We start from the raw sequence: 14,928 nt of genomic DNA on the forward strand, positions 1-14,928 counted from the left end.
CTCGCGCCGCTCGCAATATAGACCGTGAATGGAGGTTTGCGGGGAGTGAAAATCCATATTGTCAAAAGTGGCGATACGCTTTTCTTTCTTGCACAAAAATATGGCGTATCGGTTGAAGAAATTTTGAAGCTAAACCCTAGTATTTCGAATCCTGACGTCATCGAAGTTGGGATGAAGGTGAAGATCCCGTCCAACCCGCATGGAGGTGCGAATGGCTCGAATGGCTCTCATGCAGGCGATGACATTATGCACCAGCATGTTGTGAAGCAGGGTGATACACTGTGGAAGCTGTCGAAGGCTTGGGGCGTTCCGTTAAATGACCTGATTAAGGCAAATCCGCAGTTGAAAAATCCTAATGTTTTACTGACGGGCGACATCGTTAACATTCCAAAAACGCATGTGCACGCTGAGAGCATCGTCAATCAGATGAATGCGCAGGGCTCGGGATCGCATCATAGCGGTCACCATGGGCATTTCAATCCATCGTCGATCAAAAATAGCGTACAGGGCTTGGCAGGTAAAATTCCTACAGGCATCATTCCAGGCAAAAAGAATACAGGAAAAATTCCAACAGCACCTATCGAGAAAACGCCGACAGGTCCAATCGCAGAGGCGCTTCCAGAAGCACCCGTGACGCTTCCAGCTCCTGCACCAGCTCCTGTGCCAGCGCCGACGCCAGCGCCAGCGCCAATCGTTGTGGAGAAGCCAGTACCGAAACCGTATCCTGTTCATGTGGAATATCATCAGCAAAATGTTCAGCTGTTCCAGCAATGCGGTATCCCTGCTGTGGAAGCTGGTGCCGTATATGGTGTTCCGCATATGCCGGAGCACGTGTCGCCGGCATCGACAGGGTATGGTTATGGCTCGCCATTGGTATCGCCAGCGAACATTGGCCCAGAGCATTATGGTTACGGCTCACCTCTGGTGTCGCCTGCAAACATTGGCCCAGAGCATTATGGCTATGGATCGCCGCTTGTATCGCCAGCGAACATCGGACCGGAGCAGCATGGCTACGGATCGCCGCTTGTATCGCCTGCAAACATTGGCCCAGAGCATTATGGCTACGGATCGCCGCTTGTATCGCCAGCGAACATCGGACCGGAGCAGCATGGCTATGGATCGCCGCTTGTATCGCCAGCGAACATCGGACCGGAGCAGCACGGCTACGGATCGCCGCTGGTATCACCAGCGAACGTTAGTCCAGAGTCACTAGGCTATGGCTCACCGCTCGTATCGCCAGCGAACATCGGACCGGAGCAGCATGGTTACGGATCACCTCTTGTATCACCAGCAAACGTTAGTCCAGAGTCACTAGGCTATGGCTCGCCGCTGGTATCACCGGCGAACGTTAGTCCAGAATCCTTTGGCTATGGTTCACCGCTCGTATCGCCAGCGAACATCGGACCGGAGCAGCATGGCTATGGCTCGCCGCTTGTGTCGCCAGCGAACGTTAGTCCAGAATCCTTTGGCTATGGCTCGCCGCTTGTGTCGCCAGCGAACGTTAGTCCAGAATCCTTTGGCTATGGCTCGCCGCTTGTGTCGCCAGCGAACGTTAGTCCAGAATCCTTTGGCTATGGCTCGCCGCTTGTGTCGCCAGCGAACGTTAGTCCAGAATCCTTTGGCTACGGTTCGCCGCTTGTATCGCCAGCGAACGTTAGTCCAGAATCCTTTGGCTATGGCTCGCCACTGGTGTCGCCAGCGAACGTCAGCCCTGAATCCTTTGGCTACGGTTCGCCGCTTGTATCGCCAGCGAATGTCGGCCCTGAGCTCCATGGTTACGGCTCGCCACTCGTATCGCCGGCTGTATCGCCAACTGGCTTTGAACACTATGGTTATGGCGTGCCTACCGTATCACCTGCCGGTGGTAGACCGGAGTACTATGACTATGGCTACGGTTCGCCAACGGCTGTAGATCCGTTTGCAGCGGGTCAGTCGGCATGGCCTTACGGAGCGTATCCGACTTGGCCAGTACAACAAGCGGCAGAAGATTGCGGTTGCAAAAAGCGTGAGGATGAAGAAGTTGCCGATGAGCTTCTCGAGCCGGAGTCGTTCAATGTGAAGGGGGCGGCTGGCAGCTCCAAATCAACCAAGCGCAATGCGCCGCGAAAGCCGATTAAGAAAGTATCGGTTCGTAGTGTCGCATCGCGCCCAGCAGAGCGTAAGCGCAGCAGCAAGCCTTGGATTAATAATTAAGGAAGACAGCGTTCGTCCGTGTAAGCGGCGGACGCTGTTTGTTTTGTAATGAAGTGTGAATATTTCCCTTGCATTAAGCCACAATAACGGAAAAAAGGGATGTAAGGGGATATTCGCCATGAAGGCATTCAGCCTATGGAAACAGCTTAAACGTAAGCTTCGCCGCAATGGTCGCCCAGTATGGACGCTTGCTAGCATGTTGGCCCTTGTCGTATATGGCTCTATTGCATTAGTTGAGCCGGCCGCTGCTGCAAGCGTGGCACAATTCGACGTCGAACCGAGTGCTGCACAATGGACGTTCAATGGAAATATAGAGACTGAAGGCCAATGGCAAAAGCTTGAGAAAGCGATCGCAACAGTCAAGCAGCCGATGATTGTACGTATTCATCGCACCTATATATGTGGCGAAGAATATCGTTCACTGGGGCTCCTTCCGATCGATCGTGCACTTAAGATTGCGAAGAGGCCGACTGTGTCCTTTGCGCGATTGAACACATCATCGTCAGCAATGCCATCACTTATTCTAGAGGAGCGGGTCAGCGATTTGTCCGAAGCGTGCAAGCAGCACGCTGTTATCGGACTCGATCATGCTGGTCGGCTGACGCTGTATGACGGACCACCAAAGAAAGAAAAGGTGGTGCGTACCTTCTACCAGCTGGATGTCAACTTTATGGAAAGCAGTCTGCCAGAAGAAGAGATCAAACGGTTGACCAACGGCATTCGCATTGAGGACAAAGAAACCTATTACAGCGTCCTCTCGTCATTCAGCGACTTCGCACTCGACGCTTCCCGCCAAACGATGACCCCTTAGCCAAACAGCCCCTTGTCGATAAGACAGGGGGCTGTTCACTTTTTACCCATAGAAAAATCACCAAGCCTATTCAGCGAGCGATCAATGATTGACGATATAATACAGAGAACAGGCATGCGCGTCCAAGCCACAAACTAACGACAGCTAAGGTCGTCCATATGAAATAGGACGACCGCATCAATCCCATCCCCCTAACGAAGCGAAGAGAAATGGGTATTTTTAATGACTAGAAAATCACGAAGCGGACAAATGATTCTGGAGAAGCGTCAGCGTTCGCCTTGGTTTTCGGATTCCCCCATTTGAATATTGTTCAAGGAATCCGAAAACCACAGCGATCGGAAGAACATTTGCCTGCGTAGTGATGATTACTAGTCATACTAATAAACGATTCCCCTCGCGAAGTGTCTCAAAGTAGAAACGCGCGTTCTCATAGGGCAGATATTTTGCTATAATGGGGGGAAGCTTCCGTTAAAAGCAGGTGCGTAAGGGAGAGGACAATATTGCGTGTGCTCGGCATAGATCCCGGGATAGCGATTGTGGGATTCGGATTTGTGGATAAGGACGGACATAAGCTCACGCCTGTGCAATACGGATCGATTGAGACAAAGGCAGGAACGCCGCAGGAGAAACGCCTCATACAGGTGTATGAATCGGCAGGAGCGCTGATGGACAAATACAAGCCGGACGAAGTTGCGGTCGAGAAGCTGTTTTTCAACCGTAACGTGACGACGGCTTTTGCTGTTGGTCAGGCACGTGGGGTTATTATATTGGCGGCAGCGCAGCGCGGTCTCCCCGTTGCAGAATATACGCCGTTGCAGGTCAAGCAGGCTGTTGTTGGTTATGGTAAGGCAGAGAAGCGGCAAGTGCAGGAGATGGTCCGCATGTTTTTGAAGCTAAGTAGCGTACCGAAACCCGACGACGTGGCCGATGCACTTGCTGTCGCGATTTGCCATGCGCATTCCGTCGTGCTGACGAACAAATTGAACGGGGTGCCGAAATTATGATCGATTTTCTAAAAGGTCCAGTCGTCCACTGGGATTCGGAGTACGTTGTACTCGATGTGAGGGATGTCGGCTATCGGGTGTTTACGCCGAATCCATATGCGTTCGCTCGGTCGAGTGATCCGGTAACGGTGTTTATTCATCATCATGTCCGCGAGGATGCGATCCAGCTGTTCGGCTTCGCTTCGCGTGACGAGCAGACGATGTTCCGCAAGCTGCTTGAGGTATCCGGCATAGGTCCTCGTGTAGCGCTTGGCGTGCTAGCGGGCGGCAAGCCTGAAGCCATTGTAGCGGCTATCCAGCAGGAGAACATCAACTTCTTGACCAAGCTGCCTGGCATCGGCAAGAAAACGGCGCAGCGAATGATTCTTGACCTGAAGGATAAGCTCGGCAATGCGCCGCTTGCATTCGGGGCGGACGCTTCGGCATGGGTCACTGAGGATAGCGCTAAATCCGACCAGAAGATAGGCCCGTGGGCGGAAGCTCGCGAGGCACTGGAAGCGCTGGGCTATACGGGAGCAGAGCTTAATAAAGCCTATGAAGGCTTGCGTGAGTCGATTAAGCCGGACGAGTCGGTGGATTCGCTTATGAAGCGGGCTCTGCAGCAGCTGTTTAAGGGGTAATGGTAAGCGGAAGGAGGAATGACCCATGGATGATGATCGCATCATATCCGCTAACTTGATGATGGATGAGCAGGCTGTTGAATTGAGTCTTCGTCCCCGCTATTTGGCTGAATATATCGGTCAAACAAGCGTAAAGGAAAACTTGAAGGTATTCATCGAGGCTGCTAAGATGCGCAAGGAAGCGCTCGATCATGTACTGCTGTACGGACCACCTGGTCTAGGCAAAACGACGCTGTCGAACATTATCGCTAACGAGCTTGGCGTTAATCTGCGCACGACATCAGGTCCAGCGATCGAACGTCCAGGTGATCTCGCGGCGCTTCTGACGAATTTGCAGGAAGGCGACGTTCTGTTCATTGACGAGATTCATCGATTGAATCGGTCAGTAGAGGAAGTACTCTACCCAGCGATGGAAGATTTCGCGCTCGATATTATGATCGGCAAAGGACCAAGCGCGCGATCCGTTCGGCTTGATCTGCCGCCGTTCACGCTGATCGGCGCAACGACTCGAGCAGGGCTCTTGTCCGCACCGCTGCGAGATCGTTTCGGTGTCGTCAGCCGACTTGAATTTTACAAGACAGACGAGCTGGCATTCATCGTCTCTCGCGCCTCTGAAATTCTCGGCGTTAGCATCGTCGGCGAAGCATCGACGGAGATTGCGCTCCGTTCACGGGGGACACCGCGTATTGCGAACCGGCTGCTGAAGCGCGTGCGTGACTTCGCGCAGGTTCGCGGTGACGGTATCATTACGCATGAGCTTGCCCGCTCTGCGCTGGAGCTGCTCCGTGTCGATCCGATGGGACTCGATGCAATTGACCACAAGATGCTTCGTGCCATGATCGAGGGCTTCCGCGGCGGCCCGGTCGGCCTTGATACGATCGCAGCAACGATCGGCGAGGAAAGCCAGACGATTGAAGATGTATATGAGCCTTACTTAATGCAGGTCGGCCTGCTACAGCGAACGCCTCGTGGTCGTATTGCCACGCCGCAGGCATATCGCCATCTCGGCATACCAGTACCCGGCGATTCGTAACGAATCGCCCCCGGGTCGGTAACAGCATGCAATAAGGAAGGAGTGCTTTTCACAACATGTCTGCTAAAAGAACCAAAGTCAGAAACCGTGTATTCGGCGCTATTTTGTCAGCTGCATTGCTGTTGACTGTCTCCGTATGGCAGGAATCGCCTTCTGCCGGTGCGGCAGTCCCCAAGTTGGATAACATTCGTGTTGCTTTGTTTATCGAAGCTACCGGTAAATATCGTTTGAATACTGCGACTGCGTCTTTCTCATCAACAGGCGGGCTCAAGATCGGTATGCGGACGACTTCCGCAGTCGAGAACTGGTTGACAGCCGGTAAAGACCCTGTGCGTTTCGCAGTCGACGACTATAAAGTCAAATTGATTGAGACGACAGATTTCAATACAGCGTTGTCCGTCGCGAAGCGGGTGCAAGCGTTAGGCGGATCGGCGGTCGTTACTACGATTTCGAAGAGTGGGAAGTCCTATTACGTCGTATTAGAGGGCAGTTATAGTGCGGCTGCTGACGCAAAGACGGCAATGGATAAGTGGACGAAGGACAGCTCGATTGCTTCGTTGATGGGTTCACTCAAAGCATCGTTAACGGGTCCGCTCCATTTAGAAGGCGGAAGTTACACGACAGAGGCTGCTGCACGCAATGCGGTTCAATTGTTCAGCAGCGCAGGCATTGATGCTTATCCCGCCATTCGTAAGGCAGGTACATACAGTGTTATGGTTGGAGCTGCAGCCGATGCAACGGCACTTGCAGCCGTAAAGACGAGTGCAAGCAAGGTCTCGGGAGCGCCTACGCTTCGTGAGGCAGATGCGTCTACCCCTTATTTGCTCCTTCGTGATGACAATACGATTTCCGGTACGGCGAAGCAGACATACCCATCTTATTCGTTCCCGGCTAGCAGCGCGAAGGTATGGGTGTCTACGGACGGCGGCACAGGAATTAAGCTGCAGGAGAGGAGCAGCCGGACTTACCGCGGCTCCATGGAGGTAAGTGCCTACAATGGCAAAATGGCGGTTGTGAATGAGCTGCCATTCGAGCAGTATTTGTATTCGGTTGTTCCTTCCGAGATGCCTTCGTCTTGGGCTAGTGAGGCGCTTAAGGCACAAGCTGTGGCAGCACGGTCCTATGCGCTCTATCAAGGAATGGGCTTCGGTATTGCGCATGTGAATGATACGGAGCTCAGCCAAGTTTATAGCGGGATGGATACGGAGAAAACATCGACGACAGAGGCTGTCAATGCAACAGCAGGGATGGTCGCGATGTATAACGGTAAGCCGATCGAAGCATTGTTCTCTTCGAATGCAGGCGGTCAGACAGCAGACGCAACCGAGATTTGGGGCAACGCCGTTCCATACTTGAAGTCGGTGCCAAGTCCGGACCAGAGTGCAGAGAACGGTCTGATGCAGTGGTATCGGGTTGTTGTACCTAGCGGTGCCGTCGGCTATATTCGTGAGGATTTGTTGGACGATACAGGTCGCAAGAATGCAGTTGGCGCGACAATTATGATTACGAATGCCGATGGTGTGAAGGTACGAGATAACCCTGTCATTAATGATGCCATTGCGTTGGTTGATAAGCTGGCGAGAGGAACGGAAGTTGTTCTGATCGAACAAACGGTCGAGTCGAACAAAATGTCATGGGTGCTCGGACCTTATACATCGGATGTGCTTCAGAAGTCTTCGGGGTGGACCACGGCGATCCGTACACTCGATGCCGATTATGGTGAATCAGGTCGTGTTATCGGTATGAGCATTAACGGTTCCGCACTTTCGACGAAGTCTCCAGTCAACTATCGTACGCTGATGGGTGGTCTGCCGAGCACGCGATTCACGATTGATGAGACGGCGCGTGTCCAAATTGCAGGCGCCAATGGCGCGACGAGCAAGCGTCCAGAGCAGTCCGGTTCATTGTACATTGCAGGTGCCAATGGCAAGACGACCGCATCCTCGAACTATTATGTTTTGAGTGGTGACGGTACAATCCGAGCTGCAACTGTAGAGCCGAAGTTCCGTTTTGTCGGCTATGGCAATGGACATGGTGTTGGCTTGTCGCAATATGGGGCGCAGGGGCTGGCACAACTTGGGTATGACTACGTCTATATCATGAAATACTACTATAATGGAATTACGATCGAAGGACAGTAAGAGCATTAAGGTCAAGCTGTTGATTGATCAGTTAGGACGGAAGCGATGAACGTAGATTTGTTTGATTTTGAACTGCCAGAAGAGCTTATCGCACAAACTCCGCTGTTAGAGCGGACAGGCTCAAGACTTCTTACGCTGAATAAGCAAACAGGTGCAGTAGGACACGGAACCTTCCTCGATATCGAGCAGATGCTTGGTGAGGGAGATCTGTTAATTCTCAACGATACGCGTGTACTGCCAGCTCGGTTAATGGGCATCAAGCAGGATACAGGCGCTAAGGTTGAGCTGCTGCTTCTGAAGGCGCTTGGCGATAATCGATGGGAGACGCTTGCGAAGCCAGCGAAACGAATGAAAGTAGGAACGGTCCTCGCATTCGGTAGTGTTGCCGATGGCAGCCCATTGCTGACAGCTGTCGTAGAAGAAGAAGGCGAGCATGGCGGCCGCGTTGTACGCTTCGAATATGAAGGGATCTTCAATGAGCTGCTCGACCGACTTGGCGAAATGCCGCTTCCGCCTTATATTAAGGAGAAGCTAGAGGATCGCGAGCGTTACCAGACCGTATATGCGAAGCATGAGGGATCGGCTGCGGCTCCGACGGCTGGTCTTCATTTTACACAGGACCTGCTGGAACGGTTGAAGGACAAAGGTGTCCGTATCGGCTACATTACGCTGCATGTTGGTCTAGGCACGTTCCGGCCTATGAGTGTTGATGCGGTTGAGGATCATGTGATGCACAGCGAGTACTATGAATTGTCGGAAGAAACAGCCCAGCAATTGAATGAAACCAAAGCGCGCGGGGGACGTATTGTAGCTGTGGGCACAACATCGGCGCGTACGCTCGAAAGCGTAGCGCAGCGGTTTGAAGGCAAGGAGCTGCAGGCTTGCAGCGGCTGGACAGATATTTTCATCTTCCCGGGCTATTCGTTTAAACTGGTAGACGCGCTGCTCACGAATTTTCACTTACCGAAGTCAACGCTCGTCATGCTGGTCAGTGCAATTGCTGGCAGGGAGCACATTATGGAAGCCTATCGTCAAGCGGTAGAACAGCGATATCGGTTCTTCAGCTTCGGTGACGCAATGTTTATTTACTAAAAAATATAATGATGACTTACGATCATTCATGGATACGGAAGAGGGACGTTCGTGGCAGCAGTTAAATACGAATTAATTAAAGTTTGCAAACAGTCGGGAGCGCGCTTAGGCCGCGTTCATACGCCGCATGGCGTCATCGAGACTCCAACCTTTATGCCGGTAGGTACGCAGGCGACCGTGAAGACGATGAGCCCGGAAGAATTGAAGTCGATGGATGCCCAGATCATTCTGAGCAACACGTACCATTTGTTTATCCGTCCAGGCCATGAGATTGTGCGTCAAGCTGGCGGCCTGCATAAGTTTATGAACTGGGACCGTCCGATTCTGACGGACAGCGGCGGTTTTCAGGTGTTCAGTCTTGCGAATATGCGCAAGATTACCGAAGAAGGCGTAACGTTCCGTTCACACCTGAACGGGGACAAGCTGTTTATCTCCCCAGAGGTTGCAATGGAGATTCAGAACGCACTTGGACCGGACATTATGATGGCGTTCGATGAATGTCCGCCGTATCCAGCCGATTATGAATATGTGAAAAATTCGCTGGAGCGGACAACACGCTGGGCAGAGCGCTGCTTGAAGGCGCATGCTCGTCCAGATGATCAAGCTTTGTTCGCGATTATCCAGGGCGGCATGTATGCAGATCTGCGCAAGCAAAGCGCGGAGCAATTGACCGCTATGGATTTCCCGGGTTATGCTATTGGTGGTTTGAGCGTTGGCGAGTCCAAGCCGCTTATGTATGAGATGCTCGATGTGACGGTGCCGCTGATGCCAGCTAACAAACCGCGCTACTTGATGGGCGTTGGATCGCCGGATGCACTAATCGAAGGCTCCATTCGCGGCATCGATATGTTCGACTGCGTACTGCCTACGCGTATTGCACGGAATGGTACAACGATGACAAGCGAAGGTCGTCTTGTTATTCGCAATGCGAAGTTTGCAGATGATTTCGGACCATTAGATCCGAACTGCGACTGCTACACATGCCGCAACTACTCACGCGCGTACATCCGTCATCTAATCAAGGCCGACGAAACATTCGGTATTCGATTGACGACGTACCATAACTTGCATTTCCTGATTCAGCTCATGAAGGATGTACGACAAGCGATTATGGACGACCGGCTGCTCGATTTCCGGGACGAATTTTTCGCGAAGTATGGTCTGAATGACAATGAACGAGGATTCTAAAAAGGAGGAGTTTGTATGTATTTAGCAGCAGATACTGCCTCGAGCTCAGGCGGTGGCATTTGGGGTCTAGTACTCCCATTCGTACTCATGTTCGCGGTATTTTATTTCCTACTCTTGAGACCGCAGCAGCGCAAGACGAAAACGCGTAATGCGATGATGAACCAGCTGAAGAAGGGCGACAAAATCGCTACAATCGGCGGCTTGCACGGCACGATCGTTGAACTGAACAACGATACGGTAGTTCTTCGCGTCAACGATACGGTCAAGCTCACGTTCGAACGCAGCGCAATTAGCAGCGTCCTGACAAGCGCGCCAGCGCCATCGGAGAAGCTGGAGAAGTCCGAGTAGACCACAAGACATAAAAAAGGTTGAGCAGATTAATCTGCTCAACCTTTTTTTGCTTAAGGTATTCCTAATTTCATTTATTTCACTTCTTCTCGTGCGAACAAACGGCTAGGCAGCGTGTCTGGAAGACGTAGAACGTTCACCTTCGCGAGTTTGATGCCAACGACAGAAGCGAAAGTCGCGAGCATTAGACCGCCGCACATATCGATTAGCCAATGAATGCCCAGATAGAAGATGGAGAAGATCGTCAATACCGCGCATGTACAGACAAGAACGGCCCATTTCTTATTGCCAGACTTAACGGAAAGAATAGCAAGTGTTGTCAAGATCGAAGTATGCAGGCTTGGGAAGCAGTTATTAAGTCCCGACAGCGGACGATATTCCGTCTCGAATTTCGGGAAAGCCTCCAGCATAAGAAACCTTACGTTAGGATCAAAGGACCAGACTTCGTTGATCGGGAAGAACAGGAAGAATGGGATCGCGATGAGGTAATTAAGCATAATGGCATAGCAGGTCGCGTAGTACATTTCCTTCGATTTGCTTCGATACGAATAAACGCCGATGGAAGCGATGATAAGTGCTTGCAGGCCGACAACATATAAAAAAACAAGTCCGGTCGTTAACGCCGAATTTTCAAATGTATGCTGTAGATTGGCAACGAAGCTGCCTTCAATGGATTTGAACCAATGTGTGAAATTGACGGTATAATCCATGTTTCGTTCGATTCGCATTTCACTCTTATTCAAGTACAATATGGCTAGCAGAGCGATGAAATGAATGAAATACCTCGGCGATAAAACTAAATTTTTCAGAAAATCCAATGCAACAGCAAACGGATTTCCAGCTACGCCGTATGTAAGAAGCGCGGTAACGACAATGGTTGTATAGATTGCTACGCTCCCCATATTGTCAAACAAAACCATGCATGATCCCCCTAATGACTTAATGCAGCAGCGAAGCCGAAAGTGCCTGCATTAGTATAACACAAAACTGGGGGACAATCGCAAACGTCACTTATTTTCTCAAATTCACGCCGATCATGCCGCCGATGGCGCCAGCTGGAACGACGATAGCGAGCAGATTCCAAGTATGCGACGAGAAGCCTGCATTCACGGACAGGAAGCCAATCAGAATGATAATGAGGGCATATAAAAGGCCGAGTGAACCTCCGAAATACCAGCCTTTACGCCCCGAACGTCTGCCAGAAGAAAAACCGCCAGCGAAAGACGCGCAGCCATGTACAGTCATTGCATACATCGGAAGTAACGTTTCTTGCATGCTGCTGAGCTTCAAAATGAGCGATAGCAGCAGTGCGCCAACAGCCAGCCAGATACAGGCGGTTAATGCGCCGCCAAGCATAGGTGAAGAGACGCTTACCTTGGATACATTTTTAATTGAATTCACGAGTGATGTACCCCCCTTAAAATGGTATCGATCGAATGATGACTTACTTCCACTGTATGGCTCTGTCCACCCATTTAGTACAAGCGCCTGCCGAACATTTGTTGTACTGCCATAAATTCGAACGTTGACGCAAGCATGACGGCTAAGGGTGAGGGTGAGAATACTTTTACAAGTCGAATACAGCGAAGAGGAGGGCGTTAAGTGTGGAAGCGGCAGAATTCGGGAGCTTATTCCTTCGAACGGTTCTGATATACTTCGTTGTTTTTATTGTCATGCGTTTGATGGGCAAGCGTGAAATTGGCAAAATGTCAGTGCTCGATCTCGTCATCTCGTTCATGATTGCGGAGATCGCCGTCATTGTCATTGAGGATACGAAGCGTTCGATGTGGCACGGTATTTTCCCAATGGCACTGCTGATGTTGCTTCAAATTGTTATTTCCTATGTTACATTGAAGAACCGTAGGCTGCGGTTATTGTTTGATGGCAAGCCGAGCATTATTGTCCAGAACGGTGAGCTGGATCGTCATGTCATGCACAGCGGGCGCTATAACCTTGACGATCTGATGCTGCAGCTTCGAGAGAACGGTATCAGCTCGGTTAGTGAAGTGGAATTCGCCATTCTAGAGACGAGCGGTAAGCTGTCGGTTATTAAGAAGGAGGGTTCTTTGGGATCCTCCATCATGAATGACAAGTCACAGGAAACGAAGGACCCGATTTTCCCTAGTCGTTATCGGTTTGAGATGCTGCCTGTTCCGCTCATTATGGATGGCAAGGTACAGGATAAAAACTTGGAGAGAATGGAGAAAACGCGTTTTTGGCTCAAAAATGAACTGCAGCAGCAAGGCGTTAATGACTTCAAGGAAGTGTTCTTCTGTACGATTGATCACCGCGGCAGATGGTATGTGGACACGAAGCGTGATCGTAAATAATATCTCGAGGCTTGGCTTATTTGAATAAACGGTTAATAATCGGGATGCGGAGAACGTCGTACCGATTTACAAAACCCGTGAGCAGCATGATGATGATATAGAGGACAATCCCGCCAACTGATGCAAGCAGCAGATTAAGTGCCTCATGCGGCAGCCATGCGCCTTTCATAAGCCAAAGTGCGAAGGCGCTCATGATCATCATCGCTGTCCCGACCTTTACAAAATCTAATAATTTAATCCGATAGCCAACGAAGCGGGCAACGCTCCAGCCATGCAAAGCCGTAACAATAACGATATTTAAACAAATGGCAATGGCGGCTCCGTAGATGCCAAGCTCTGGCTTTGAGGCGAGCTGAATGATTAGGACAAGCTTTATGCCGGCGCCGATGAAGGTGTTCATAAGTGCCGTTCCTGGCTTTTCTAGTGCCTGAAGGGCAGCCTGCAAAGGCCCTTGCAAATAAATAAACATTCCAAACGGCGCAATGAGTCGCAGAAGCGGGGCAATGTCTGCATGATTGTAGATTAGTCGGCACAACGGTTCTGCGAACAGCGTCATGACAACAACGAATGGTGCGCCCGTCACTAGCGATAGCCGCAGCGATTGATGCATTCGGCGGTGAATAAGCTCACGATCGCCTTTGGCGGCGGCTTCGGCTAAGGTTGGAATTAACGATACAGACAACGAATACGTAAGTGCTGTTGGAAGTAGTACAAGTGGAACAATCATGCCTTGCAGTGCTCCGTACTGCGAGGTCGCAACACCAATGGCAATACCGGCAGCGGCAAGGCTGCGATTGGTAAAAATGGTCTCGAGCAAATAAGACAGCGATCCGACTAATCGACTGCCTGTAACGGGTACGGACAGATGGAGAAGTCGGCGCATAACAGGTGGTTCGGAAGGACGACGCTTATATAAGGTAGGAGGAGATTTGACTTCCGTTTCTTGCTCATCAGCGATCGGCTGACGCCGACGATCTTTATAATAATGGTAAACCGTCACGCCGAGCCCTGCGATTTCACCTGCAACCGTACCGAGCATAGCGCCTGCCGCGGCCCATTCCAATCCATATGGAAGCAGAGCCGCTGCCAGCGTAAGTTGGAAGATGATCCGTATAATGGTTTCCGTCACTTGTGAAGCCGCAGTAGGGATCATGTTATGCTTGCCTTGGAAATAGGCTCGGTATACCGAAGAAACCCCGATAATCGTAACGAGCGGTGTCATACATAGAAAGGTTTGATAAACCCGTGCATCGGGCAAAATATGTGATGATAGGAATGGTGCGAATAAGACAAGTAAGGCCGTAAGCGCTAAGGACAATGTAACGGTCAATGTCATTGCCGTGCGGAAGATCGTCTTGACTCTTCGGGTGTCCCCGCGCGATTCTGCTTCTGCGATCCACTTCGCTACGGCAAGCGGAATGCCGCCGACGACAATCGTCAGCATGACAGACAAGAACGGGTATCCAAGCTGGTAGATGCCGACACCTTCAGCTCCCATAATTCGTGGCAGGATAATGCGGGGAACGAAGCCGAGCAAACGATTGATTACGCCTGCCAGAAGTAAAATCATGGCACCCTTGATGAACGATTGTTTCGTCACGTGCTTCCCTCTTTTCAAAATAAGGACTTTATCCGGAATGAAACGACGGTACCGATTAGCGTTTGGTAACAGTCGATTCAGCTTGTGGAACAAGCTCATACTAATCCTTATGCAGACAACGAATAGCGCATGTCCAATCCTTGTATAGAGCTTTTCTCATATTTCCCAGCAGGAGATTTTACGGGTTAAGGCGAATACAGAAGTGTTGCCCATCAATGGATTCGAATTTCGGCAATGGAGAGGAAGCGCGGCGATGACGGAGGAAGAATTCGATGAAATGGTGCAAACGTTATGCGAAAGCAAGGCGGCGGAGTTTAGGCTGATCGGCTACGAGTATGCTGAGGCAGAGGAAGTATGGGCTTGTGTCAGCAGGAAGTATAGCAAGACTGGCGTACCGGCGCTGCATGCGGTTGTAAACGATATTTTGTCGCTGAAGGCGACGACATTCATGAATCAGATGACGTTGGACGCTTACCGAGGCAGCCGTTTCTGATATAGAAACGGTCTTTTTTTTGACTGCATTTTACCTCCTCGGTATAATAGGACTATTGTGAAAATAAGGGGGATC

14 protein-coding genes are annotated in these 14,928 nt (G+C 50.9%); 11 read left to right on the forward strand and 3 right to left on the reverse strand.

The window, feature by feature from the left end; translation table 11 throughout:
* Window positions 1–45: 45 nt before the first annotated feature.
* The 9 genes from DFQ01_RS27915 (at window position 46) to yajC (ending at window position 10,430) form a co-directional block, all read left to right on the forward strand.
* Window positions 46–2,193, forward strand: a complete 2,148-nt coding sequence (locus DFQ01_RS27915) for a LysM peptidoglycan-binding domain-containing protein (protein ID WP_181394755.1) — start codon at window positions 46–48, stop codon at window positions 2,191–2,193.
* Between the two features lie 118 nt (window positions 2,194–2,311).
* Complete coding sequence (locus DFQ01_RS27920) at window positions 2,312–3,004, forward strand: BofC C-terminal domain-containing protein (protein WP_110047220.1); 693 nt, start codon at window positions 2,312–2,314, stop codon at window positions 3,002–3,004.
* A gap of 500 nt (window positions 3,005–3,504) precedes the next feature.
* Window positions 3,505–4,008, forward strand: a complete 504-nt coding sequence (gene ruvC, locus DFQ01_RS27925) for a crossover junction endodeoxyribonuclease RuvC (protein WP_110047221.1) — start codon at window positions 3,505–3,507, stop codon at window positions 4,006–4,008.
* Window positions 4,005–4,628: a Holliday junction branch migration protein RuvA gene (ruvA, locus tag DFQ01_RS27930; RefSeq protein WP_110047222.1), complete on the forward strand. Its 624-nt coding sequence runs from the start codon at window positions 4,005–4,007 to the stop codon at window positions 4,626–4,628. Before ruvC ends, ruvA begins: the two co-directional genes overlap by 4 nt.
* A gap of 25 nt (window positions 4,629–4,653) precedes the next feature.
* Window positions 4,654–5,661 carry a Holliday junction branch migration DNA helicase RuvB gene (gene ruvB, locus DFQ01_RS27935; protein ID WP_110047223.1) on the forward strand — a complete coding sequence of 336 codons (1,008 nt, stop codon included), beginning with the start codon at window positions 4,654–4,656 and terminating at the stop codon, window positions 5,659–5,661.
* Window positions 5,662–5,717: 56 nt separating this feature from the next.
* Window positions 5,718–7,802: a SpoIID/LytB domain-containing protein gene (locus tag DFQ01_RS27940; RefSeq protein ID WP_110047224.1), complete on the forward strand. Its 2,085-nt coding sequence runs from the start codon at window positions 5,718–5,720 to the stop codon at window positions 7,800–7,802.
* A 45-nt stretch (window positions 7,803–7,847) separates the two neighbouring features.
* Window positions 7,848–8,894 carry a tRNA preQ1(34) S-adenosylmethionine ribosyltransferase-isomerase QueA gene (queA, locus tag DFQ01_RS27945; RefSeq protein WP_110047225.1) on the forward strand — a complete coding sequence of 349 codons (1,047 nt, stop codon included), beginning with the start codon at window positions 7,848–7,850 and terminating at the stop codon, window positions 8,892–8,894.
* A gap of 51 nt (window positions 8,895–8,945) precedes the next feature.
* Window positions 8,946–10,082 carry a tRNA guanosine(34) transglycosylase Tgt gene (gene tgt, locus DFQ01_RS27950; RefSeq protein ID WP_110047226.1) on the forward strand — a complete coding sequence of 379 codons (1,137 nt, stop codon included), beginning with the start codon at window positions 8,946–8,948 and terminating at the stop codon, window positions 10,080–10,082.
* A 15-nt stretch (window positions 10,083–10,097) separates the two neighbouring features.
* Entirely contained in the window at window positions 10,098–10,430 is a 333-nt protein-coding gene (gene yajC, locus DFQ01_RS27955; RefSeq protein ID WP_110047227.1) for a preprotein translocase subunit YajC, read from the forward strand.
* A gap of 74 nt (window positions 10,431–10,504) precedes the next feature.
* Here the strand turns inward: yajC and DFQ01_RS27960 are convergent, their stop codons facing one another.
* Both DFQ01_RS27960 and DFQ01_RS27965 read right to left on the reverse strand, forming a co-directional pair.
* Window positions 10,505–11,350, reverse strand: a complete 846-nt coding sequence (locus DFQ01_RS27960) for a phosphatase PAP2 family protein (RefSeq protein WP_110047228.1) — start codon at window positions 11,348–11,350, stop codon at window positions 10,505–10,507.
* A 91-nt stretch (window positions 11,351–11,441) separates the two neighbouring features.
* Window positions 11,442–11,831: a TIGR04086 family membrane protein gene (locus tag DFQ01_RS27965; RefSeq protein ID WP_174812763.1), complete on the reverse strand. Its 390-nt coding sequence runs from the start codon at window positions 11,829–11,831 to the stop codon at window positions 11,442–11,444.
* 203 nt (window positions 11,832–12,034) lie between these two features.
* Between DFQ01_RS27965 and DFQ01_RS27970 the strand changes: the two genes are divergently transcribed.
* Entirely contained in the window at window positions 12,035–12,760 is a 726-nt protein-coding gene (locus DFQ01_RS27970) for a DUF421 domain-containing protein (RefSeq protein ID WP_245946910.1), read from the forward strand.
* A gap of 16 nt (window positions 12,761–12,776) precedes the next feature.
* Here DFQ01_RS27970 and spoVB read toward each other — a convergent pair whose 3' ends face one another.
* Window positions 12,777–14,360, reverse strand: coding sequence for a stage V sporulation protein B (spoVB, locus tag DFQ01_RS27975; protein WP_110047229.1), 1,584 nt, complete (start codon window positions 14,358–14,360; stop codon window positions 12,777–12,779).
* A 253-nt stretch (window positions 14,361–14,613) separates the two neighbouring features.
* Here spoVB and DFQ01_RS27980 point away from each other — a divergent pair, with 253 nt between their 5' ends.
* Entirely contained in the window at window positions 14,614–14,853 is a 240-nt protein-coding gene (locus tag DFQ01_RS27980; RefSeq protein WP_245946911.1) for a post-transcriptional regulator, read from the forward strand.
* Window positions 14,854–14,928 lie beyond the last annotated feature (75 nt).

The sequence above is a fragment of the Paenibacillus cellulosilyticus genome (genome assembly GCF_003182255.1).
Lineage (GTDB): Bacteria > Bacillota > Bacilli > Paenibacillales > Paenibacillaceae > Paenibacillus_T > Paenibacillus_T cellulosilyticus.